This is a genomic window from Prescottella defluvii (genome assembly GCF_000738775.1).
GTDB classification, from domain to species: Bacteria; Actinomycetota; Actinomycetes; order Mycobacteriales; family Mycobacteriaceae; genus Prescottella; species Prescottella defluvii.
This window is the reverse complement of the sequence record NZ_JPOC01000006.1, coordinates 1-22,851: the sequence shown is the minus strand read 5'-3', so window position 1 is coordinate 22,851 and position 22,851 is coordinate 1. Positions and strand designations below refer to the sequence as shown.

The following is a 22,851-nucleotide window of genomic DNA, read 5'->3' as shown; positions in this document are numbered from 1 at the left end:
CTGCCATGCGCACGTCACCGCATTCGATCGGCCGCCGCATCCTGGGCGCCTCGGCGGCCGCGTGTGCCGGGGCCGCACTGCTCGCGGCGCCCACTCCGGCGCATGCCGTGTCCGCAGATCCCCTGCCCTGTGCGTGGCGGTTCATGTCCGACGGGCAGTCGCTGAACGTCGCCTTCCCCGACACCGGTGCCACCTACTGGGTCCTGCCCTACGCGCTGGGCCCCCGCGACTCTCTCGAACTGTCCGGCGCCTACCCGTCGGCACGCTACTTCTCGCTCAACACCTACGGCACGGATCTCGACACGATCGACACGTTGCGGGACGACCGGATTTTGCCCGATCCGGGGAGCGCAAATCCTTTCGCCGACGCCGACGCCCGGGTGCTGCCGCCGGAGCAGCGCCGGTGGCACGCGACGCTGGTGCCGGGGCCGGCCGACCCGGCACGCAACGAGATTCGGGCCGTGCGCGCCGACGCCGCGCCGATCGGGTTCCTGATCCTCCGGGTCTACGTTCCCGACGATCCGGGATCGCTCAGCGGCGGCGTGCCGTTGCCGGATGTCACGTACCGACTCGGCAGCGCGAGCCTTCCCGTGCAGCCTGCGCGGAACCGTTCGATCCGAGCTCGTTCGCGGGCCCGGTCGCCGATGTCGCCCGGCGTGGCATCGACCGGGCAATCGAAGCGGCCGCGTCGGGTGCCTTCCGCGGCGACACCCCGGAGGCGGTGTTCGTGAACCCGGCCGACACGTCGGGCCTGTTTCCGAACGGCGACAACAAGTACATCGCCGCCCGCCTCACCTATCGCCCGGGCAGGGTCGCCGTGGTGCGCGGCAAGGCACCGTCGTTCCCCGACACCCGTGCGGGTGTGTCCGCGATCGTCCCGGACCGTCAGGTTCGCTACTGGTCGATGTGCCAGAACGACCTGGTCTCGCCGTACCCGGTGGTCGCGTGCGCCGCGGACTTCCAGACCCGGCTCGACGACGACGGCTGGTACACGTTCGTCGTCGGTGCCCCGCAGGACCTCCCGGCAGTGGGTCCGGCAGTGACGGTGCTGCCGTGGGGTTCGACCGACGTCGCGAAGAGGGTCCTCATTCTGCGGAACATGTTGCCGTCGTCCGGCTTCTATCCTCTGTCGGTCCAGGCGTCGCAGGCCGACGGCACCGATCCCGCCGTCTCGATGGGCCCCTACTACCCCACGATCGCCTACTGTTCGGCGGCAGTATTCGTCGAGCGCGGCCCCGACGGTTGTCTCGCGGACCCGCAGTCGTGAACCACGACATCCGGATTCGCGACGTCGACGGGGCCGTGAAAGTGCCGCCTCGACGCCCCGGACACGATCCGGTCGCCCTGGTAGGGCAAGATTTCGCTTCGTGATCCGCTCGGCCCGCTTCGGCTTCTTCTCCACGCTCGCCGCCTCCGCGCTGCTCCTCACGGGCTGCAGCAGCACCCCCACCGACGGGGCACCCGTCGTCATCGCTCACACGACCCCGGACCCGACCACGTCGGCCGCGCGGACGGATACCGTCCCGACGATCCAGGTGACCCCGCGCACGTCGGTCGCAGCGCCCACGGCCTCCCCCGCGGGCGATGCCCCCGCCGTGGTCGAACCGTCCGTGCTGGAGGCCGAACCGAGCAGCACCCTGACCGGCGAGGACCTCCTGTTCCTGTCGTACATCACCGAATTCACCCTGATGGAGAAGTCGGAGATCGACCAGATCCGGATGGGCCTGTCCATGTGCAATTCGCTCTACCGCGGGGAGAGCAAGCCGGATGTGACCGCCGAGTACCTGAGTGACGGCCGGTACACCACCGCCGAAGTCACCAATGTTCTCGGCGCCGCGACCGTCGCGTACTGCCCAGACTTCGGCTGAGTGCATTCCGATGGCCGAACAGATTCCGTATGACGCGATGCGCCGACTTCTCGGGCTCCCCGGCGCACCCGCTCGCACGCCCGCACCGTGGGCTGTCCGCCGGATCCACAACTGTGACGGCGTAGGCCGATGGGGCGTCTGGGAGCGCGCGGACAGTGCACCGCACTACCGAATGGTCGAGTCGTTTCCCACCTGGACCGCCGCGATGCGCGAGGTCACCCACGACCGCAGGGACTCTCCACTGCGCTAGGCAGCGGCCCGTACTCGACGCGGTTCGCCGGCCCCCTGTGTGGGCGGCGACTTCCTTCCGAAGTGTGCGTTCGAAATATCCGCGGAAGCCACCGCCTGCAACGTCCGGGATCCATGGGAAGGGGACGTCGCCACTACTCGGGTCAGGAGGCGAGCAGTGATTTGGACGTTAGTCCAACTCGGGACGGCGCGCACCCGGATCGGCAAGAATTCCCCGGACTCACCCTCGAAATCACCCTTCCGCCGGCGCCTCCGCGCCGGATTGCCACAGAACCGATCGGGCAACTCGCGAGATCGACGGCCGACCCAGGTCCGCCGGAGTTTTTCAAGATCAACATCGTTGTAGTGTGACGGTATCGCGCCACGCCGGAAGCGCCGACTGCGCGGGGAACTCGTCCGCAGCCGGCTCGGGCCGGGGAGGGAGGGAGCTGGCGTCGTGTCTCAGCCACAAGTACCTGCGTTGTGCCGCAACAAGATATTCCCGGTCCTGTCGGAGGCCTCGGCGTTGGCCGTCGTTCACGGCTCCCGGTTCTCGGGCAAGACCACCCTGGTGACGACCTGGCTGGCGACGAATCCGGTTCCCGATTCCGAGGTGCTGTTCGTCGCCGCACCGGGTGCCGGAGTCGACCCGCCGGACTATTGGTCCCACGTCCTCGCGGAGACGGCCGCCCCCACCCCCGGCCGCGAGATCGACGGCTCGTCGCCCTTCGAGGCCCTGTGCAGATTGCTCGAGGCTCGAGAGGGCTCCCTGACCCTCGTTCTCGACGGAGTTCATGCTCTCGACTCGCCCGAGGAGCACGTCCGCGAGCTCCTCGGGCGCAGCCCTCGGCTGCGGATCGTCGTCACGACCCGGGTGGGGGGCCGTTGGTACGAACTGGTCGACGAGCACCCCGATCGGGCGGTGGTGGTGACACCCACCGATCTGGCGTTCACCGCCAGCGAGACGTCGGCGTTTCTCACGATGCACGCGGTACCCCACGATTTGCGCACGGCACAGTGGGTCACCCGTCGCACCGGCGGGCTGCCGGCGCTGATCGACGCCGTCCGTACCGCGGCATCCGCAGTGGACTCGGTCACCGGTGGCCGCATCGGTCTGCACGACAACCTCATCGATGCCGCGGTCGATGAACTGATCGGCCGCGCCCTGTCCGACGACCCAGCACTGGCACCGGCAGCACTCCTCGTCACGCTGTCGGCGGCTGCACGTCCCTTGACTGCCTCGTCACTCGCAGCGATTGCCGACCCTGCTGTCGAGTCGGCAGACCTCGACGCCTGGGAGGCCGCCGGCGTCGTCGAGCAGGCACCATCCATCGAGGAACCGGCCTGGCTGTACCCCGGCACGGTCGGGGACGCACTGCTCCGGGCGGCGCAGCGCAACCATCCCCGCGAGCTGCACAACGCTCGGGCCGCTCTCGTCCGGCACTGGACAGGCCGCGCGGAGCCCCACACGGCACTGGCGCACGCGATGGACGCCGAGGACTGGACGCAGGTGCTGGAGATCGTCGGCGAGCACTGGACGGCGCTGTACACCGGCGGGTTCCTCGACACCCTCGACGAGGCGTTGATCGAACGCATCCCCGACGAGATCGCCCGGGGTCATCCGACGGTCGTGGCCATTCGTCGCTTGCATCGGCAGTTCGCGGCGCCGCGGGACGTCCCGGTCGTCGTCACCTCGGCCGAGGCCCCGTCCGAGCCCCCAGCCGACACGGCGTCGGCCACCGCCGAGGCGATGATGCGGGTGATGTCGCTACGCATCGCGGGGCGCTTCGCCGAGGCGGCGGCACACTGCGATCCCCTCGCGTCCGCGCCGGTGCCGGTGTTCGATGTGCTCGAGGATCGGGTGCGGCACGCGTACGCCTTTCTCTACCTGCACATCGGCATCACCTACCAACTCGTCGACCGTGTCGAGGACGCGGCCGCGATGTTCCGGCTCGCGCACTGCGCGGGGTCCGGAATGTTCGTCGAGCGCGATGCCGCCGGCAAACTCGCCCTCGCCTACGCGATGCGCGGCGTCTGCACCGAGGCGCGGCCGTGGATCGACGAAGAACAACGGCATCCTCCGCTGCCCGAGGAGAGCGAACGCCTCGTACGGACCGCCGGCATGGTGGCGGCCGCGCTGAGCGCACTGGACCGACTCGAGCCGGACGCCGCGCTCGAGGTGCTCACAGACCTCGGCTGGCCCGCCGACAACGAAGAGTACTGGGCCTACGTGCTGTACGTGCAGGGCCAGTACGCGCTGCTCAGCGGGATGCCCGCCGACGGCCTACGGCAGATCGAGCATCACGTCCGCCGCTACCCGGAACTGCACGGTGACGCCGCGGTGGCCGGCCCCCTGCTCGACACGGTGCGCGCCGACCTGCACCTGGCAATCGGTCAGATCGACCGGGCCCGCGAACTCGTGGGCCGGTCGGCACACCCCTTCACCGCCGCCTCGCGGGCACGGATCCGTCTGCTCACCGCGGATCCCGCGGCCGCCGAGGACATCGTCGACGAGCACCGGACCGACATCCGTTGCACAGCACGCGATTCGATGGAACTCGCCGTCATCGGCGCCGCGGCCGCACACGCCCGCGGAAACCTCACGTCTGCCCGACGACACATCAACCGTGCGATCGCGCTGTCCCGTCAGACCGGACTGCTGCGGCCGTTCACCGCGATCGCCCCCACGACGCTTCTGGACGTCGACGCACTCGGCATCGACCTGCCGGTGGAGGTGCGCGTGAGGGCCGCCGAGTTCGACGTCTTCCCACCCAGCCGGCCCTACATCCGGCTGACCCGGCAGGAGCAGAGCGTCCTCTCCGCGCTGGTGGCCGGCACCACGACCACCGCGATCGCGAAGGAGCGGTTCGTCAGTGTGAACACGATCAAGTCGCAGACGCGGTCGCTGTATCGGAAGCTGGGCGTGCACTCGCGCGGGGAGGCCGTCGACATGGCGCGCCGCCTCGGTCTCGACTGAGGCGGCGCCGCCCGTCGACTCCGAACCATTCACCTAGGCTTCGAACAGAAAATGCCCCAGGTGAGACAATGTCTCACCTGGGGCATTTCTCGGTCGGGCTGACAGGATTTGAACCTGCGACCACTTGACCCCCAGTCAAGTGCGCTACCAAGCTGCGCCACAGCCCGTCCACGCCCTCGTTCGGGCGCCTCAGAAGATTACAACAGTGTCGCTCCGGAAAGCTAATCGGCTGGTCAGCGCCCACTTTCGTGGTCTCGGCCGCGATCGCGCACGGGTTCTGCGATCGTCGCACAGCGAATCCCTGTGGAATTGCTGTGTGACTCCGGCAGAACCCGTGCGACGACGGCGATCAACGCTTGTTGCGGTCCCGCTTCTCCCGCACGCGCACCGAGATGCGGACGGGGCTGCCGTCGAAACCGAACTCCTCACGCAGGCGACGCTCCAGGAACCGGCGGTAGCCGGCCTCGAGGAACCCGGTGGTGAAGAGCACGAACGTCGGCGGGCGGGTGCCGGCCTGCGTCGCGAACATGATGCGGGGCAGGCGTCCACCACGCATCGGCGGAGGCGTCGCCGCCACGACCTCCTTGAGCCAGTTGTTGAGGCGTCCGGTCGGGATGCGCTTGTCCCACGATTCCAGCGCCGTGTCGAGCGCGGGAACGAGCTTCTGGACGGCGCGGCCGGTGTGCGCGGAGATGTTGACCCGCTGCGCCCACGGCACGCGGACCAGTTCGCGGTCGATCTCCTTCTCGAGCATCAGACGCCGGTCCTCGTCGACCAGATCCCACTTGTTGAAGGCGAGTACCAGCGCGCGACCGGTCTCGGACACCATGCTCAGGACCCGCAGGTCCTGCTCGGTGATCGGCTTCGACGCGTCGATCAGCAGGATCGCGACCTCGGCGGCCTCGATCGCGCCCTTGGTCCGCAGCGAGGCGTAGAACTCGTGCCCGCTGGCATGGTTGACCTTCTTGCGCAGGCCCGCGGTGTCGATGAACTTCCACACCTTGCCACCGAGCTCGACCAGCGAGTCGACGGGGTCGACGGTGGTACCGGCGACATCGTGGACCACCGAGCGCTCGTCACCCGACAGCTTGTTGATGAGGCTGGACTTGCCGACGTTCGGCTTGCCGACCAGCGCCACACGCCGCGGGCCCTGACCGCCGGTGCCCTCGCGCGGCGTCTCCGGCAGCACGGCCAGAACATCGTCGAGCAGGTCACCGGTACCGCGGCCGTGGATGGAGCTGACGGGACGCGGTTCGCCGAGCCCGAGCGACCAAAGCGAGGCCACCTCGGACTCGGTGCGGGTGTCGTCGACCTTGTTGGCGACCAGGATCACCGGCGTCTTCGAGCGGCGCAGCACCCGGGCCACCGCCTCGTCCGTCGCCGTCGCACCGACGACAGCGTCGACGACGAGCAGGATCGCGTCGGCGGTCTGCATCGCCAGCTCGGCCTGACGGGCCACCGACTGCTGCAGCCCCTTGGCGTCGGGCTCCCAGCCGCCGGTGTCCTGCACCATGAACCGGCGTCCGGCCCAGTTGGCGTCGTACGACACGCGGTCGCGGGTCACACCGGGGATGTCCTCGACGACGGCCTCACGACGTCCGATGATGCGGTTGACGAGCGTCGACTTGCCGACGTTCGGCCGTCCGACCACCGCGAGGGTCGGTACCGCGAGTTCCTCTTCGCCGTCCTCACCGTCGACGAAGTCGGCGAGGTCCCAGTCGGACTCCTCGCTCCAGATTCCGTCTCCGGCGTACTCGATGGCCGTCGAATCTCCAGAAAAACCGTCGGTCACTGCACTGCTCCAGTTCTGTCGCCTACCACCAGCAGCACCCTGCCGATCACGTCTTCGATACCCAGTTCGCTGGTGTCCACCGTCACCGAATCCTCCGCGGGCCGCAACGGAGATACCGCGCGCGTGGAGTCGAGGTGGTCACGACGCTGCACGTCGGCGAGGACGGCGGCGAGATCGTCACCACGGCCCTCGGCGATGTTCTGGGTGTTGCGTCGCGTGGCCCGCGCCTCCGCTGAGGCGGTCAGGAAGATCTTCACGTCCGCGTCCGGGAGCACGACGGTGCCGATGTCGCGCCCCTCGACGACGATCCGCCCGGCCTGCTCGGCGATGCGGCGCTGCAGATCCACGAGGAACGTCCGCACCTCGGGGACCGCGGACACCGCGGACACCGCCTGGGTGACGGCCGCGCCGCGGATCTCGTCGGTGACGTCCTCGCCGCCGAGTTGCACGCCGTCGGCCTGCGGATCGGTCCCGATCGTCAGCGGCAGCGACGCCGTCGCCGCCGCGATCGCGGCCGGATCGCCGATGTCGACTCCGCGGCGCAGCACGTGCAGCGTCGCGATCCGGTACATCGCACCGGTGTCGAGGTAGCGGGCGCCGAGGCTGGTCGCGACACGGCGCGACACGCTCGACTTACCGGTGCCCGACGGTCCGTCGATCGCGACGACCAGTGGGGTCGGTGCGGTCACAGACCCACCGCCCCGTAGAGGCCGCCGACCTCGCCGCGACCGAGGACACGCAGGGTGCCCGGACGGCCGTCGCCGAGCGCGACGTTGCCGATGTCGGTGCGGACCAGACGCACGACGGGGTGCCCGACGGCGTCGAGGAGGCGGCGCACGATGTGCTTGCGGCCCTCGTGCAGGACGATCTTCACGAGCGACTTGCCGCCGTTGATGTCCATCACGGCGAACGAGTCCACCTTGGCGGGGCCGTCGTCGAGTTCGATACCGGTCTTGAGGGTCTTGGCGACGTTGCGGTCCACGACACCCTGGACGGTGGCCAGGTACGTCTTCGGCACCTCGAACGACGGGTGCATCAGGCGGTGCGCGAGGTCGCCGTCGTTGGTCAGCAGGATCAGGCCCTCGGTGTCGGCGTCGAGACGACCGACGTGGAAGAGGCGCTGACCGGCGGAGACGCGCTCGGACACGATGTCGCCGATGCACGGGCGCCCCAGGTCGTCGGACATCGTCGACTGCCAGCCACGCGGCTTGTTCAGCGCGATGTGGACCAGGTCCTTCTTCACGACGACACGGATGCCGTCGACGCGGACGATCGCGTTCTCGGGGTCGACCCGCAGGCCCTGTTCGACGACGATGCGTCCGTCGACCTCGACACGGCCCTGGTCGATGAGTTCTTCGGCGGCGCGGCGGGAGGCGACTCCGGCCTGCGCGAGCACCTTCTGCAGCCGCACCCCGTCACCCTTCACAGGCGCGAGATCACGATCGACCTCGGCGTACTGGTTGCGGGCGGGCTTGGCGTTGCTGATCTTGGGCGACTGCGTGGCCGTCTGCGCACGCTGCGGCTTCGCCGACTTCGGCTTCCCACGCTTGTTCAGCGCCTTGTTGGCTGCTGCCTGGGGGCGGCCTGTCGTCGGCTTCTTCTTGCGGTCCGGTGTGCCATCACGGCGAGCGGGCTTGTTCACTTTTGATCCCTGTCAGTTATCTGGGTCGATCTCGGGGTCCGGCGCGTTCGCCGACCCCGTCGAGGGTGTTGCCTTGTCCATTCTCGCAAATCGTGGGTCCGCTTCGAGGCCCACGGCAATGTCATCGATCACATCGACGTCGGGAAGCAGGGGTGCAAGCGGCGGCAGATCGGTGAGCGACGCCACTCCGAGGCGTTCGAGGAACAGTTCCGTGGTCGCGTATGTGGTCGCATTGGTGTCCGGATCGAGGCCCGCCTCGGTGATCAGACCGCGGGCCAGCAGGGTGCGGATCACGCCGTCGACGTTGACGCCGCGGACCGCGCTGACCCGGGCCCGGGTCAGCGGCTGCCGGTAGGCGATCACGGCCAGCGTCTCGAGTGCCGCACGCGTGAGCCTGGAGCGGGCGCCGTCGAGGAGCAGTCGTTCCACGTAGGGCGCGAACTCGTTGCGGGTGTAGAACCGCCATCCGTCCCCGGCGTAGCGAAGGTCTATGCCACTGCCGCGGGCGGTGAGGTCGGCGGACATGGTTCGCAGCATCGTGTCGACCCGCGCCTCAGGCACCCCCAGCGCGGAGGCCAGGGTCGCCGGGCCGACAGGACTGTCCACGACGAGCAGCATCGACTCGAGCGCGGCGACGAGTCGGTCGTCGGGCAGTTCGGTGAACTCGTCCTCGAACGAACCCAGGTCGTCGGCAGCGACGGACGTCATTGGTAGTCCTCCTCACTCGCGGGGGCCGACCGGTCCTCGCCGGTCCAGCTCACCAGCAGATCCCCCAGCGGTTCGGGCTGCTCGAACAGCACCGACCGTTCCCGGTAGAGCTCGAGCAGCGCCAGGAACCGCGCGACGATCTGCACCTGGCTCTCGCACTCGACGATCAGATCCGCGAACGGGGCCCACACGCCGACTCCGCGTTCCCGGAGCAGTTCGAGAATCCGCGCTGCCTGCTCCGGCACGGACACCGTCGGGACGTGCAGGTGGTCGAGCCCGACGGTCGGAACCGGGCGGGGCCGGAACACGGTCGCGGCGATCTCCGCGAACTGCCGCGGATCGACGTCCAGCAGCACCTCCGGCAGCAGCCCGACGAATCGGTCCTCGACCGACACCGACCGCGGGTAGCGGCGCAGCGCGGCGGACTCGAGTTCGGCGAACAGTTGCGCCACCTGCTTGTAGGCCCGGTACTGCAACAGACGCGCGAACAGGAGGTCACGCGCCTCGAGCAGCGCCAGGTCCTCAGGGTCGTCCACCTCGCCGGCGGGCAGCAGTCGCGCTGCCTTCAGATCCAGCAGGGTCGCCGCCACCACCAGGAACTCGGTGGTCTGATCCAAGCCCATCTCGCTGCCGAGACTGCGGGTGTAGGAGATGAACTCGTCGGTCACCTCCGCCAACGCCACCTCGGTGACGTCCAACTGGTGCTGGCTGATGAGCGTCAGCAGCAGGTCGAACGGTCCCTCGAAATTTCGCAGGCGCAGCCGGAAGCCGGTCGGGGCCGACTCGGCGACATCACCGCCGGCCCGTTCTGCAACATCCGTACTCACTTCACTTACGGCCGGAACGGTGGATCACCTCGCGAGCCAGCGCCCGGTAGGCCTCGGCACCACCCGACTTGGGGGCCCACGTGACGATCGGCTCCCCCGCCACGCTGGTTTCCGGGAACCGCACCGTCCGGTTGATGACCGTGTCGTACACCAGGTCGCCGAACACCTCCACGACCCGCGACATCACCTCACGGGCGTGCAGCGTGCGGCTGTCGAACATGGTCACGACGATGCCCTCGAGGGTGAGCCGGGGATTGAGACGGTCCCGAACCTTGTCGACGGTGTCGTTGAGCAGCGCGAGGCCACGCAGCGAGAAGTACTCGCACTCCATCGGGATGATGACGCTGTCCGCGCAGGCCAGCGCGTTGACGGTGAGCAGCCCGAGCGACGGCTGGCAGTCGATCAGGACGTAGTCGTAGCGGTCGAGCACCGGGTGCAGCACCCGGCCGAGGGTCTGTTCGCGACCGACCTCGGTGACCAGTTGGATCTCGGCGGCCGACAGATCGATGTTGCTGGGCAGCAGATCCAGGCCGTCGATCCGTGTGCGCATCAGGACGTCGTCGATGGGTGTGCGCTCCACCAGAAGGTTGTGGACGGTCCGATCCAGATCATGGTGTGCCACGCCGAGACCCGCGGACAGTGCGCCCTGCGGGTCGAGGTCGACGAGCAGGACGCGGCGACCGTACTGGGCGAGCGAGGCCCCGAGATTGATCGTCGACGTCGTCTTGCCGACGCCGCCCTTCTGGTTGCACATCGCGATGACCCGGGCAGGCCCGTGACCGCTTACGGGTGCCGGCTCGGGGACCTCGCGCAGCGGGCGCCCGGTGGGACCCGGCGGGGCCTGCGCCCCGGTCTCGACTCCCGACCCGGTCTCGACTTCCTGTGCATATGACAGCGTGCCCCCGGAATTCCTGGAATACGGGTGCGCTGACTCCGCCTGCGGCGGCTGCGGTATCACCACGGTCCGATGCTCCCCGTCCTGTTGATCCCGTCCTGTCGACAGCTGATGCCGTAACGCTACCGCTTCGTGATCTCAAACGACTGCCAACACGCAACCGCGTCAACGCGCACGGGGGTGGGCCTGCGCCCACACCTCACGGAGCGCACCCACCGTGACCATGGTGTAGATCTGCGTCGTGGTGACCGAGGCGTGGCCGAGGAGTTCCTGGACGACGCGGACGTCGGCGCCGCCGTCCAGCAGGTGGGTGGCGAACGAGTGCCGCAGCGTGTGCGGCGACACCGGGACCGTGATGCCGGCCTTCTCGGCCGCGTCGTGCAGCACCTGCCACGCGCTCTGCCGGGACAGCCGGCCACCGCGGATGTTGAGGAACAGGGCCGGCGTACCCCGCACCGACAGTGCGGGGCGGCCCCGCACGCGGTAGGCATCGATCGCGGCGATCGCGGGCCGGCCGACGGGGACGACGCGGTCCTTGCCTCCCTTGCCCCGCAGCAACACCGAACGCGACTCGGTGTCGAGATCGTCGACGTCCAGCCCCACCGCCTCCGAGATGCGCGCACCGGTCGAGTACAGCAACTCGAGCAGCGCTCGATCGCGGAGAGAGCGCGGACTGTCGGAGGCACCGTCACCGCCGGCCGCGTCCAGAACCGCGAGCACGTCGTCGAGTGGCAGCGATTTGGGGAGGCGACGGCCCGGAGTGGGCGGCTTCACCGCCCGGGCGACATCCGCCGACGTCACCCCCTCCGCGGCCGCGAACCGGTGCAGACCGCGGACCGCGATCAACGCCCGCGCGGCCGAACTCGCGGCGAGCGCAACCGTCCCCCTCTCGGGGTCGCCCTTGCGCAGGCAGACCACGAACTCGCTGACGTCGGCCTCACCGACCGACCGCAGGTCGTCGATTCCGCGGGCCTGCAGGAACGTCGAATACCGGTCCAGGTCACGTCGATAGGAACTGAGGGTGTTGCGCGCCGCGCCGCGCTCGACGGCCAGGTGATCGAGGTAGGTGCCGATCTGACCCTCGAGTGCGCTCATGCCGGTCCGCGGTCCGCCCCACCGTGCTTGCGGCGCGCGAACGTCTCCGGCCGGTCCGCCCAGTCCGCGTCCGCGGGACGCAGGACGTCGCCGCGGGCGCGGGCCGCCGCGAGCGCGAGGATGCCCGACACCGCAGTCGCGTTGACGATCTCGCCGCGCAGCGCCATCGTCACCGCGTCGTCGAGCGGCACGCGGGCGATCTCGAGGTCCGCCTCCTCGTCGTGCGCGTCCGGACGTCCGACGTCGTGCAGGCCTTCCGCCAGGAAAACCCGCACCGACTCGTCGGTGAACCCCGGCGACAACGCGACGTCGACCAGCACCGACCACCGGTCGGCGGCCAGCCCGGTCTCCTCGACGAGTTCCCGGCGCGCCGCGTCCAATGGGACCTCGCCGGGTTCGTCGAGCAGACCGGCCGGCAGTTCCCACAGTCGGCGGCCCAGCGGGTGCCGATACTGCTTGATCAGAACCAGCCGGTCGGCGTCGTCGAGCACCGCGACGGCAACTGCGCCGTGATGCTCGACGACCTCCCGATCAGCTTCTCGCCCGCCGGGCATCGCGACCCGGTCCACCCGCAGGGCCACGATCGCCCCGCTGTACACGTCACGTGAGTCGACCGTGTCGAACTCGTGCTCCCCCGGCAGGCTCATCCGGATGCGCTATCCGACGCTGTCCGCGGTGGCCGCATCGGCCGGTGCGTCCGTCGCGGCCTCGGCGGGCGCCTGCAGCCCGGCCTTGCGGTCGAGGGCGGCACCGACGAATGCCGAGAACAGCGGGTGCGGGCGGGTCGGACGGCTCTTGAGCTCCGGGTGCGCCTGCGTCGCGACGAAGAACGGGTGCTTGTCCGCGGGCAGCTCGACGAACTCGACGAGGTGACCGTCCGGCGAGGTGCCGGAGAAGACGAGGCCGCTCTTCGCGATGCGATCGCGGTAGGCGTTGTTGACCTCGTAGCGGTGACGGTGGCGCTCGGAGACGTTCTCGCTGTCGTACGCCTTCGCGACGACCGAGCCCTTGGCCAGCACCGCGGGGTATGCGCCCAGGCGCATCGTGCCGCCGAGGTCGGCCTCGCCGGCGACGATCTGCTCCTGATCAGCCATCGTCGAGATGACGGGGTGCTTGGTGTCCGGATCGAACTCCTCCGAGTTCGCGTCCTTGAGACCGACCGAGCGGGCCGCCTCGATGACGACGGCCTGCAGGCCCAGGCACAGGCCCAGCAGCGGGATCTGGCGGGTCCGGGCGAAGCGGATCGCGCCGAGCTTGCCCTCGATACCGCGGATACCGAAACCACCGGGGATCAGGACGGCGTCGGCGTCGCCGAGCGCAGCCAGCGCACCTTCCTCGGTCTCGCACTCGTCGGACGGCACCCACGAGATCTCCACCTTGGAGCGATGCGCGAACCCACCGGCACGCAGCGCCTCGGTGACGGACAGGTAGGCGTCGGGCAGGTCGACGTACTTGCCGACGAGTGCGACGCGGACCGTCTCGCGCGGGTTGTGGACACGGTCGAGCAGGTCACCCCACACCGTCCAGTCCACGTCACGGAAGGGCAGCCCGAGCTGACGCACCACGTAGGCGTCGAGCCCCTCGCTGTGCAGCACCTTCGGAATGTCGTAGATCGACGGCGCGTCGGGTGTCGAGATGCAGGCGTCGACATCGACGTCGCACATCAGCGCGATCTTCGCCTTCAGCGCCTGCGGGACGTCGCGGTCGCAGCGCAGGATCAGCGCGTCCGGCTGGATACCGATGTTGCGGAGCGCCGCCACCGAGTGCTGCGTCGGCTTGGTCTTGAGCTCGCCGGACGGGCCGAGGTACGGCACCAGCGACACGTGCAGGAAGAAGACGTTCTCGCGGCCGACGTCGTGGCGCACCTGGCGGGCTGCCTCGAGGAACGGCTGTGACTCGATGTCGCCGACGGTGCCACCGATCTCGGTGATCACGACGTCCGGCACCTGGCCCTGGGCGTCGGGGCCGGCCATCGCGAGGACGCGGCTCTTGATCTCGTCGGTGATGTGCGGGATGACCTGGACGGTGTCGCCCAGGTACTCGCCGCGACGCTCCTTCGCGATGACCGCGGAGTAGACCTGACCGGTCGTCACGTTGGCGAACGCGTTGAGGTCGCGGTCGAGGAACCGCTCGTAGTGTCCGACGTCGAGGTCGGTCTCGGCACCGTCCTCGGTGACGAAGACCTCACCGTGCTGGAACGGGTTCATCGTTCCGGGATCGACGTTGAGGTAGGGGTCCAGCTTCTGCATCGTCACGCGCAGTCCCCGCGCGGTGAGCAGCTCACCGAGGCTGGAAGCGGTCAATCCCTTACCGAGAGAGGAGGCGACACCCCCGCTCACGAAGATGTGCTTGGTGGCGCTACGCGAATGCATGCGTGACTGTGGCAAAGGGGCTCCCGTGACGACTGTGCAGGACTTGGTCTGAGTTGAGCGTGCTGGGGCCTGCCGACCCACGGGACTTCACGGTAACACCTTCTGGTCCGCCCGCCGCGCACGACGCTCCCGCCAGGTATCGAGCCGGCACTACGGCGTCGCGGCGCCGACGGTCACGGCGGTGGCGCCGGGACCCGTCCCGTACCGTCCGGAACCGCCTCCGAGCTGCTCCTGGAGTGCCAGGACAGTCGTGATCCGACCCGATTCCCGATCGATGTCGTCCACGGTGGTGAGCACCGCCGAGATCGCCGAATCCGCGCGGGCCACCGCGATCGGTCCGCTGCCCTCCGCGGCGGCCGGCGGGCCCGCCAGGACGGTGCCGGCGCCGCGCCCATCGAGCGCTCCGGCGAAGCGTGCGATCACCGCGCCGCGGTTACCGCCGGTGTTCTCCGGATCGCCCTCACCGGTGAGGACGATCGCCAACTGCGCAGGTTGGACGTTTCCTTCGTACTCGACGAAGCCGCCGCCGCGGAGCGTCTCGAGCGCCAGCGTGCGCTCCTCCGGGGTGGTCTGGGGCTGGGCCGTCTGCGGGTTGAGAAGCAGCACCGACCCCAGCAGGTCCCCCGCCAGACTGCCCTGGTCGACCGCGCCGGTCCGCAGCTGGATACCCGCGGGAATGATGTTCGTCACCGTCGTGCGCAGTTGATCGCCGTTCACCGAGTCGACGAACGATTTAGTCAACGCCACCCGGCCGGTGACCGACCCGCCCGCCTGCGTCACGACCCGGTTGATCCCGTCGATGTCCGCGGGATCCGCATCCGGCGTCGTGACGAGAATCACCGAACGTTGCGCCAGGGTGTCGCGGACGATGCGGTCGGAGACGGCGGAGTCGAATCCGTCCGCCGAGACGAGTTGTTCGCCGAGACGGTTGTTCTCCTCGTTGAGGTGCTCGATCTCGTTCTGTAGGTCGGCCTTGTCGTCCCGCAGCCCGGAGAGCATTCCGCTCGACAGCAACCCCGATCCCAGCACGATGCCGATCGCGAGTGCCAGGAAGATCGCCGCTATGGAGATGGCATGTTGACGCATCGAAATCACTTGAAGAGCCCCTGAACCCACAGCGCGAAGCTGTTCCACGTATCGATTGCCCAGTCCAATGCGTCCCCGCCGATGTTCGAGACGACGAGCGCGACGATTACGGCGGTGAGCGCCGCCAGCACCAGCAGCGCGATCGCCGCGCCGGAGACCCGGCTGCGATACAACGTCGCCACCGCCTTGGCGTCCACCAACTTGGGGCCGACCTTGAGCCTGGTCATGAAGGCCGCCGGGTTGGTGTCACGGCGGCCGCGGTCGAAGAATTCGTCGAGCGAGACGGTGCTGCCGACGGTCACGATGAGCGACGCGCCGTGGTGGTCGGCCAGCAGCAGCGCCAGATCCGACGGCGACGCCGACGCCGGGAACGTCATCGCACCGATACCGAGGTCCTGAATCCGGGACAGCCCCTGCGCGTGACCGTCCGGGTCGGCCGGCAGCACGACCTCGGCGCCGCACTTGAGGGTCTCGGCAGTGATGTCCTCGGGATCGCCGACGATCAGGTCGGGACGGTACCCGGCCTTCGTCAGGGTGTCCGCTCCGGCGCCGACACCGACGAGGATCGGTGAGTACTCCTTGATGAACGGCTTGAGGGCCTTCAGGTCGGCCTGGTGGTCCGGTCCGTCGGCCACGACCACCACGTGCCGGTCCTCGAGATCGACATCGATGTCCGGTACCCCGACGCCGTCGATCAGCAGGGGGCTCTCGGACCGGATGAACTCGATCGTGTTGCCCGAGAATGCCTCGAGATGATCGACCAGGCCGGTCTTGGCCTCGATCATGCGATCGGAGATCTCAGCCTCGGTCTGCTCCTCCCCCTTCACCAGGGGGCGGTCGCCGGCGAAGACGCTGCCCTCGTGCAGGCGGATCTTCGATCCGTCCTTGATCGCCTTGAAGATCTCCGTACCGGCCGAGTCGACCAGCACGATGCCGTTGGCGAGCAACACCTCGGGACCGAGGTTCGGGTAGCGCCCCGAGATGGAGGGGGACGCGTTGAGGACCGCGAGCACGCCGGCAGCCACCAGCGCATCGGCCGTCACCCGGTCCAGGTCGATCTCATCGAGGACGACGATGTCGCCGTGTCCGACCCGACGCAGCAGCTTGGCGGTGTCGCGGTCGACTCGGGCGATGCCACTGATTCCGGGGAGGGATTCGGTCTTTCGCGAGAGCAGCGACGGCATCTTCATGCCTCGATGATCGTCCGTCGCACGCGGATGATCGGGGAGGCGCGCCGTACCAATTACCACACCCGTCACAGCTATACCAGCAGAAATGTCGGTTTTCGTGCTATGCGGGGGCCGTGCTGCGCTCCTGCCCCGCGATCGACAGCAGTTCCTCGGCGTGTGCGCGGCCGGTCTCGGTGTCGTCGAGACCGGCGAGCATGCGCGCGAGTTCGACCACCCTTTCCTCCTCGGTCAGGGCGCGGACGCCACTGTCGACGCCGAGGCGAACATCGTCCGTCTTGTCGACCACGAGGTGGGTGTCGGCGAAGGCAGCCACCTGCGGCAGGTGCGTGACGACGATGACCTGATGGGTCCGCGCGAGCCTCGCGAGCCGACGGCCGATCTCCACCGCCGCGCGGCCGCCGACACCGGCGTCCACCTCGTCGAACACCATCGTCGCGCCCCGATCCGAGCCCGCCAGCACCACTTCGAGGGCCAGCATCACCCGGGACAGCTCACCGCCCGACGCACTCTTGCTGATGGGCAGTGCCTGGGCCCCGCTGTGCGCGGCGAGTCGGAACTCCACGTCGTCGACACCGGACGCACCGGCATGCAGTTCACGGCCGCCGACCGTCAGCGGAGCCGAGTCGCTGGGTCCCGCCTCCCGGGCACGCACCGACACCTCGAGCGCGGCGCGTCCCATTGCGAGGCCGGCCAACTCGTCGCTGACCGCCTTCGCGAGTTTCGTGGCCGCCTTGGTGCGGGCCGCGGTCAGCTTCGCGGCGGCGTCCGCGGTGAGCTTCGCAGTCGCCTCCACGCGCACCGCCAGGTCCGCCAGCGCGCCCGACGACGTGTCGATGCGGGCGAGCCGCTCACGCGCCGTCTCCGCCCACGACAGCACACCGTCGATATCCGCCGCGTACTTCCGCGTCAGGGCCTTCAACTCGGCCTGACGGGTGAGCAGGGTGTCCAACGCGCCCGGATCGCTCGGCAGCCCGGACAGGTACCCGGACAGCTCGCCCGAGACGTCCGCGACGACGGCGATCGCCTCACCCAGCCGGGCCCCCAGACCGGTGAGTTCGGGATCGTCCGACGCCTCGATCCGCGCGCGCGCCTCGCCGAGCAGGTCGAGGGCGGCCGCTCCCCCGAGCGCATCGTCCTCGACGCCCGCCAGCGCCGCCTGCGCGCCTTCCGCGGCCGAACGCAACGAATCGAGATCGCCGAGCCGGCGCACCTCGGTGACGATGTCGGTGTCCTCGCCGGGAGTCGGCGCGGCGCGGTCGATCTCCTCGAGCGCGAACGTCAGCTGATCGGCTTCCTGCGCAAGCTCCCGGGTGCGACTTGTCCGCTCGATCAACTCCGTGCGCGCCTCCATCCACTCGGCACGATGCTTGCGGTAACGCGTCAGGAGCGGACCGATGGACTTGTCCGCGAAACGGTCCAGCGCGGCGCGCTGCTGGTCCGGCCGTTGGAGCCGCAGTTGGTCGTTCTGCCCGTGCACGGTGAGGAGCGGATCGGTGAATTCGGAGAGCACCCCGGCCGGGACGCTGCGCCCGCCCAGGTGGGCACGGGATCGGCCGTCGCCGCCGACGGTGCGCACCGCGATGATGCTGCCGTCCTCGTCCCGCTCGGCGCCGCACGACTCGAGCAGGCGTGCCACCTCGCGGTCGATCTGCGGGGCCGAGTCGTCGACGCTGAATCGTCCTTCGACGACCGCCCGGCTGGCACCCACCCGGACGCGTCCCGCGTCGGCGCGCGCACCGCTGAGCAGATGCAGGCTGGTCACGACCATGGTCTTGCCGGCGCCGGTCTCGCCCGTGAGCACGGTCAGGCCTGCGTGGAACTGAGCGGAGGCCGACGAGATGGCTCCGAGGTTGTCGATCCGAATCTCCGCCAGCACAGTTACCGCTTCCTCCCTCGCCACCCCGTCACCGGAAGATCGAACTTGCGCACCATCCGGTCCGCGAACGGAGCGGAATCCAGACGCACCCAGCGGATCGGGTCCTTGCCGCGAATCACCTCGACTCGGGCACCTGCCGGCAACTCCAGCGTGCGTCGTCCGTCGCAGAACACGAGGCCGTCATGACTGTCCGCCACCGTCTCGACCGCGACGATCGATTCCGGGCTGGTGACCAGTGGACGCGCGAACAGTGCATGTGCGTTGCTCGGAATTACCAGCAGCGCTTCGAGTTCCGGCCACACGACCGGACCGCCGGCGGAGAAAGCGTACGCGGTGGAACCGGTCGGTGTCGCGACGAGCACCCCGTCGCACCCGAAGGCGGAGACCGGACGGCCGTCGACCTCGAGGACCACCTCGAGCACTCCGAGCCGGGACCGGTTCTCGATGCTGGCCTCGTTGAGCGCCCACCCGCGCTGGACGATCCGGTCCTCGATGCGAACGAGGACGTCCAGCGTCATCCGGTGCTCGATGCGGTACTCGCGCCGCACGACCTGGTCCATCGCCGTCTCGAGATGTTCGGCTTCCGCCTCGGCGAGGAATCCGATCCGGCCGAGATTGATGCCCAGGACTGGGACATCCGCGGACTGCGCCAACTCTGCGGCGCGCAGGAAACTGCCGTCACCGCCGAGCACGATCACCATTTCGCAATCGGATGCAGCGCCGGGCCCCTCCGGGACCACCGAGACGTCCGGCCGGGCGGACCCGGTTCCGAGTGCTTCGATCCGTTCCAGGTCGACTTCGTTCTCGAGTACCCGCAGTGCGATCCCTGCGCGAGCGCAGATCGCGGCCACACGGCGGGCAGTCTCGGTGATCTCGATGCGGCCCGAGTGAGCGACCAGCAGGATCTGGCGCGGCGCATCGACCTGCACGTCGGTGCCCGCGGGCGTGTCGATCACTGCGGACCTTCCTCAACGGCACGGCGAACGAGGTCCTCGACCGACGGCTGGACACCATCCGCGTCCCCCGCCTCCGCAGGCGCGGCGCCGTCGGCGCCGTCCTTGCGCAGCCAGAGGAAGTACTCGACGTTCCCGGAGGGACCCGGCAGCGGACTCGCGACCGCCCCGACCGTCCGCAGACCGAGTTCGGCCGCGGCCTGAGCGACCTCGAGAACGGCGCTCGCGCGCAACTCGGGATCGCGGACCACGCCGCCGGTGCCGACACGTTCCTTGCCGACCTCGAACTGCGGCTTGACCATCGGCACCAGGTCTGCGCCTTCCGCGACGCATGCGACCAGAGCCGGCAGGACCAGTTTCAGCGAGATGAACGACAGATCGCTCACCACCAGGTCGACGGGGCCTCCGATGGTGTCGGCGTCGATGGACCGCACATTGGTCCGGTCGATCACGTGGACACGATCATCCGACTGGAGGCGCCACACCAGCTGGCCGTAGCCGACATCCACCGCGACGACTTCCCGGGCGCCGTTGTGCAACAGCACGTCGGTGAATCCTCCGGTCGAGGCACCCGCGTCCAGGCACCGTCGACCGGCGACGGTGAGCCCCTCGGGCATGAACGCCTCGAGCGCTCCGATCAGCTTGTGTGCACCGCGGGACGCCCACGAGATCTCCTCGTCGACCTCGGTGACCAGGAGCGGCGTGCCGGCCTCGATCGCCGTCGCGGGCTTGGTCGCCACGTTCCCGGAGATCAGGACCCGCCCGGCGGAGATCAGCTCGACCGCGTGTTCACGTGAGCGGGCGAGCCCCCGCCGCACGAGTTCCGCATCGACTCTTGCTCGACGTGCCACCTCAGACCTTGTCTACTGCTGCCAGGGACTCGACGAGAACGTCGTGAGCCCGTTCGAGAATCTGTGCCTGACGTGCGATGTCCTCCGCATTGCCAGGTTGGGTCGAGCCGCCGGACGCGTCGTCGAGCTGCGCGAGCAGCACGTCGACGCGGCGATGGACACCCGCCGGATCGGCTCCGCCGCCGGTGTCCGAGAGGTGCTGACCTGGAAGTGGTACTGACGTGCTCATCGCTGCAAACCTAGCCCATTCGCCCGGCAACAGACCACCTGCGACCGGCCGGTGACCCGACCGGTCGCGGCGTCACATTCCGCCCAGAAGATGCGAGACGGCTGCATGTGCCGCGTCGTCGCCGGCGCGCACACGGACGAACTCCGGATGCCGCCATGCCGCCGCGAGCACCGACAGGAACGCGCTCGCCCGCGATCCCTCCGTTGCCGCGGAATCGGCCCGGATCACGAGGTCGCCCCCGGAGAACTCCACCGACCAGCCTGGCTGGTCGGTGACCGCGGAATCAGCGGCCGGACGGTTGAGGGCATCCAGCGATTCCGCGACGTAGGTCGGACGGTGCAATTCGTCGGCGCGCAGCAGATCGGCGGTAGTGCTCACGCCGGTCAGCACCAACAGCGACTCGACGCCGACGGCGTTCGCTCCGGCGATATCGGTGTCCAGACGATCGCCGACGACGAGCGGGCGTCCTGTCCCGGCACGGCGCAGTGCGTCCTCCATCAAGGGGGACGCGGGCTTACCGGCGACGATCGGCTCCCGCCCGGTGGCGGTCCGCACTGCTGCGACCATCGAGCCGTTGCCCAGCACCAGACCGCGTTCGGTCGGGAGCGTCGTGTCGACGTTCGCGGCGATCCACGATGCGCCGGCCCGGATCGCCAACGTCGCCTCGGCGAGGATCGCCCAGTCGGTCGCCGGGGAATGGCCCTGCACGACCGCGACCGGGTTGTCCTGGAATCGACGTACCGCCCGCAGACCGACGTTCTCGACTTCGGCCGCGAGTGCCTCCGTTCCGACCACGAGGACGGGGGAACCGGGAGCGAGCCGTTCGGACAGCAGACGAGCCGCCGCCTGCGAACTGGTCACCACGTCGGTGTCCGCGGCCTGGAAGCCGAGGTCACGCAGGTGGGCGGCGACGTCCGCCGGACTCCGGCTCGCGTTGTTGGTTACGTACAGCTGACGTTCGCCACCCGCGTCGAGCGCTTCGCGCGCGCCCGGAATGACGTCCGGGCCCTGGTACACGGTGCCGTCGAGGTCGAGCAGCAGCACGTCGTATCCCGCGCGAAGCGGGACGGGGACCGAATGGGTCACTGACCTTCTCCGGTCAGCTCGGCCACACGCTCCTCCGCGTCGGTGTCACCGTCGACATCGGCCGCGGCAGAGTTGAGGAACCACTTGAGACCGTCCTCGATCCGACCGGCCGCGACGAGCGCATCGGCGTAGGCGTAGAACAGCCGGGCCGCCGCCGGACCGGTGCGCGACGCGTCCAGATCCGGAGTCTGCAGCGTCACCACTGCCTGGTCGAACTGCCCCATGTCCATTCGTGCACCGGCGACGACCATACGCAGCTCGCTGGCATCCTCGCCGGTGAGCGCTCGGGCCTCGTCGCTGCGCCCCAGTTCGATGGCGCGCTCCGGTCGGCCCAGACCCCGCTCGCAGTCGGCCATGACCGCCAGGAATCCCGGTCCACCCGACATCCGGCGGGCGGCCCGCAGCTCGGACAGCGCCTCGGCCCACTCACCGGCGTGGTACGCGGTGATACCGGCGGTCTCGCGGACCACCGCGATCCGGCCGGCACGCTGGCGTGCGGCACGGGCGTGCGCGAGGGCCAGACGGGGGTCGTCCTCGATCAACCGGCCGGCCATCACCAGATGGCGGGCCACGGCGTTCGCATTGTTCTTGTCCAGGCTCAGCAGGTCCCGGCGGACCGCCGGATCGAGCTCGCCGGCCTCGAGGTCGTCCGGCAGATCCGGCTCGTCGGGCCGAGCGTCACGACGGTTCGGGCCCATGGAGTCGCGGCCACGGGCCGGACCGAAGCCGCCTTCGCCACCACGACGGCGCGGGCCCCCACCGGGTCCGCGCCGGTCGTCACCGCGACCGTCGAACTGCCGTCGGTCGTCACCGCGACGGTCACCGCGCGCATCGCCGCCACGGCTGTCACCACCGCGGTAGTCACCACGATTGTCGGGGCGCCGATCATCGCGATCGCGCCACTGGCCTCCGCCGCTGTTGGGGCGGCCGGCACGGTCCTGTCCACCGCTCGGCGCCTGGCGCCGGTCGTCACGGGAACCCTGACGATCCGACGGGCGGCCGTCACGATTGCCCTGTTGTCCTCGGTGTCCTTCGGAACGGTGAGTGCCGTCTCCGCGGAAGTTCCGACGATCACCACTGCTTTCCGACACAGCCATTCCTTTCATACAAAACACGAAAGGGGACCCAGTGTGTTGGGTCCCCTTTCGGTAACGGATGTTCGGCGGTGTCCTACTC

Annotated in this window: 20 protein-coding genes, 1 tRNA gene and 1 pseudogene; 4 read left to right on the top strand and 18 right to left on the bottom strand. The window is 69.3% G+C overall.

The features are described from left to right. Positions 1–5 precede the first annotated feature (5 nt). The 4 genes and pseudogenes from IJ15_RS24805 to IJ15_RS0101835 all read left to right on the top strand — a co-directional run bounded on the left by IJ15_RS24805 (position 6) and on the right by IJ15_RS0101835 (position 5,073). Positions 6–1,267, top strand: a pseudogene (locus IJ15_RS24805) (hypothetical protein). 100 nt (positions 1,268–1,367) lie between these two features. Beyond that, positions 1,368–1,868, top strand: coding sequence for a DUF732 domain-containing protein (locus IJ15_RS0101845; RefSeq protein ID WP_031936646.1), 501 nt, complete (start codon positions 1,368–1,370; stop codon positions 1,866–1,868). 10 nt (positions 1,869–1,878) lie between these two features. Further along, entirely contained in the window at positions 1,879–2,118 is a 240-nt protein-coding gene (locus tag IJ15_RS0101840) for a hypothetical protein (RefSeq protein ID WP_031936645.1), read from the top strand. A gap of 435 nt (positions 2,119–2,553) precedes the next feature. Next, positions 2,554–5,073 carry a LuxR C-terminal-related transcriptional regulator gene (locus IJ15_RS0101835; RefSeq protein WP_156111986.1) on the top strand — a complete coding sequence of 840 codons (2,520 nt, stop codon included), beginning with the start codon at positions 2,554–2,556 and terminating at the stop codon, positions 5,071–5,073. A gap of 93 nt (positions 5,074–5,166) precedes the next feature. Here the strand turns inward: IJ15_RS0101835 and IJ15_RS0101830 are convergent. The 18 genes from IJ15_RS0101830 to IJ15_RS25430 form a co-directional block, all read right to left on the bottom strand. Further along, positions 5,167–5,240, bottom strand: a tRNA-Pro gene (locus tag IJ15_RS0101830). Positions 5,241–5,422: 182 nt separating this feature from the next. Further along, complete coding sequence (gene der, locus IJ15_RS0101825) at positions 5,423–6,865, bottom strand: ribosome biogenesis GTPase Der (protein WP_031936643.1); 1,443 nt, start codon at positions 6,863–6,865, stop codon at positions 5,423–5,425. Then, positions 6,862–7,554: a (d)CMP kinase gene (gene cmk / locus IJ15_RS0101820; protein WP_031936642.1), complete on the bottom strand. Its 693-nt coding sequence runs from the start codon at positions 7,552–7,554 to the stop codon at positions 6,862–6,864. Before cmk ends, der begins: the two co-directional genes overlap by 4 nt. Further along, the gene (locus IJ15_RS0101815) at positions 7,551–8,507 is read right to left on the bottom strand and encodes a pseudouridine synthase (protein ID WP_081880532.1); all 957 of its coding nucleotides are present in this window, start codon (positions 8,505–8,507) and stop codon (positions 7,551–7,553) included. Before IJ15_RS0101815 ends, cmk begins: the two co-directional genes overlap by 4 nt. Positions 8,508–8,519: 12 nt before the next feature. Then, positions 8,520–9,215: an SMC-Scp complex subunit ScpB gene (gene scpB, locus IJ15_RS0101810; RefSeq protein ID WP_031936640.1), complete on the bottom strand. Its 696-nt coding sequence runs from the start codon at positions 9,213–9,215 to the stop codon at positions 8,520–8,522. After that, entirely contained in the window at positions 9,212–10,042 is an 831-nt protein-coding gene (locus tag IJ15_RS0101805; protein ID WP_031936639.1) for a segregation and condensation protein A, read from the bottom strand. Before IJ15_RS0101805 ends, scpB begins: the two co-directional genes overlap by 4 nt. A gap of 1 nt (position 10,043) precedes the next feature. Next, entirely contained in the window at positions 10,044–10,937 is an 894-nt protein-coding gene (locus IJ15_RS0101800; protein ID WP_407983965.1) for a ParA family protein, read from the bottom strand. A gap of 165 nt (positions 10,938–11,102) precedes the next feature. Beyond that, positions 11,103–12,032, bottom strand: coding sequence for a site-specific tyrosine recombinase XerD (gene xerD, locus IJ15_RS0101795; RefSeq protein ID WP_031936637.1), 930 nt, complete (start codon positions 12,030–12,032; stop codon positions 11,103–11,105). Beyond that, positions 12,029–12,679: an NUDIX domain-containing protein gene (locus tag IJ15_RS0101790; RefSeq protein ID WP_031936636.1), complete on the bottom strand. Its 651-nt coding sequence runs from the start codon at positions 12,677–12,679 to the stop codon at positions 12,029–12,031. The genes xerD and IJ15_RS0101790 overlap by 4 nt, the downstream gene beginning before the upstream one ends. A 9-nt stretch (positions 12,680–12,688) precedes the next feature. Continuing rightward, entirely contained in the window at positions 12,689–14,419 is a 1,731-nt protein-coding gene (locus IJ15_RS0101785; RefSeq protein ID WP_197059715.1) for a CTP synthase, read from the bottom strand. A gap of 135 nt (positions 14,420–14,554) precedes the next feature. Next, a complete protein-coding gene (locus tag IJ15_RS0101780) occupies positions 14,555–15,499 on the bottom strand; it encodes a copper transporter (protein ID WP_031936634.1) in 945 nt (314 codons plus the stop codon). Further along, a complete protein-coding gene (gene steA, locus IJ15_RS0101775) occupies positions 15,496–16,680 on the bottom strand; it encodes a putative cytokinetic ring protein SteA (RefSeq protein WP_031936633.1) in 1,185 nt (394 codons plus the stop codon). The genes IJ15_RS0101780 and steA overlap by 4 nt, the downstream gene beginning before the upstream one ends. A 100-nt stretch (positions 16,681–16,780) precedes the next feature. Beyond that, a complete protein-coding gene (gene recN / locus IJ15_RS0101770; protein WP_031936632.1) occupies positions 16,781–18,556 on the bottom strand; it encodes a DNA repair protein RecN in 1,776 nt (591 codons plus the stop codon). A 2-nt stretch (positions 18,557–18,558) separates the two neighbouring features. After that, the gene (locus IJ15_RS0101765) at positions 18,559–19,485 is read right to left on the bottom strand and encodes an NAD kinase (RefSeq protein WP_031936631.1); all 927 of its coding nucleotides are present in this window, start codon (positions 19,483–19,485) and stop codon (positions 18,559–18,561) included. 23 nt (positions 19,486–19,508) lie between these two features. Continuing rightward, a complete protein-coding gene (locus tag IJ15_RS0101760) occupies positions 19,509–20,360 on the bottom strand; it encodes a TlyA family RNA methyltransferase (RefSeq protein WP_031936630.1) in 852 nt (283 codons plus the stop codon). Between the two features lies 1 nt (position 20,361). Further along, on the bottom strand, positions 20,362–20,589 hold the full coding sequence (locus IJ15_RS25435) for a hypothetical protein (protein WP_081880531.1): 228 nt from the start codon (positions 20,587–20,589) through the stop codon (positions 20,362–20,364). 72 nt (positions 20,590–20,661) lie between these two features. Then, positions 20,662–21,675 carry an HAD-IIA family hydrolase gene (locus tag IJ15_RS0101750; RefSeq protein WP_031936629.1) on the bottom strand — a complete coding sequence of 338 codons (1,014 nt, stop codon included), beginning with the start codon at positions 21,673–21,675 and terminating at the stop codon, positions 20,662–20,664. Beyond that, positions 21,672–22,772, bottom strand: a complete 1,101-nt coding sequence (locus IJ15_RS25430) for a tetratricopeptide repeat protein (RefSeq protein ID WP_407983958.1) — start codon at positions 22,770–22,772, stop codon at positions 21,672–21,674. Before IJ15_RS25430 ends, IJ15_RS0101750 begins: the two co-directional genes overlap by 4 nt. Between the last annotated feature and the right edge of the window lie 79 nt (positions 22,773–22,851).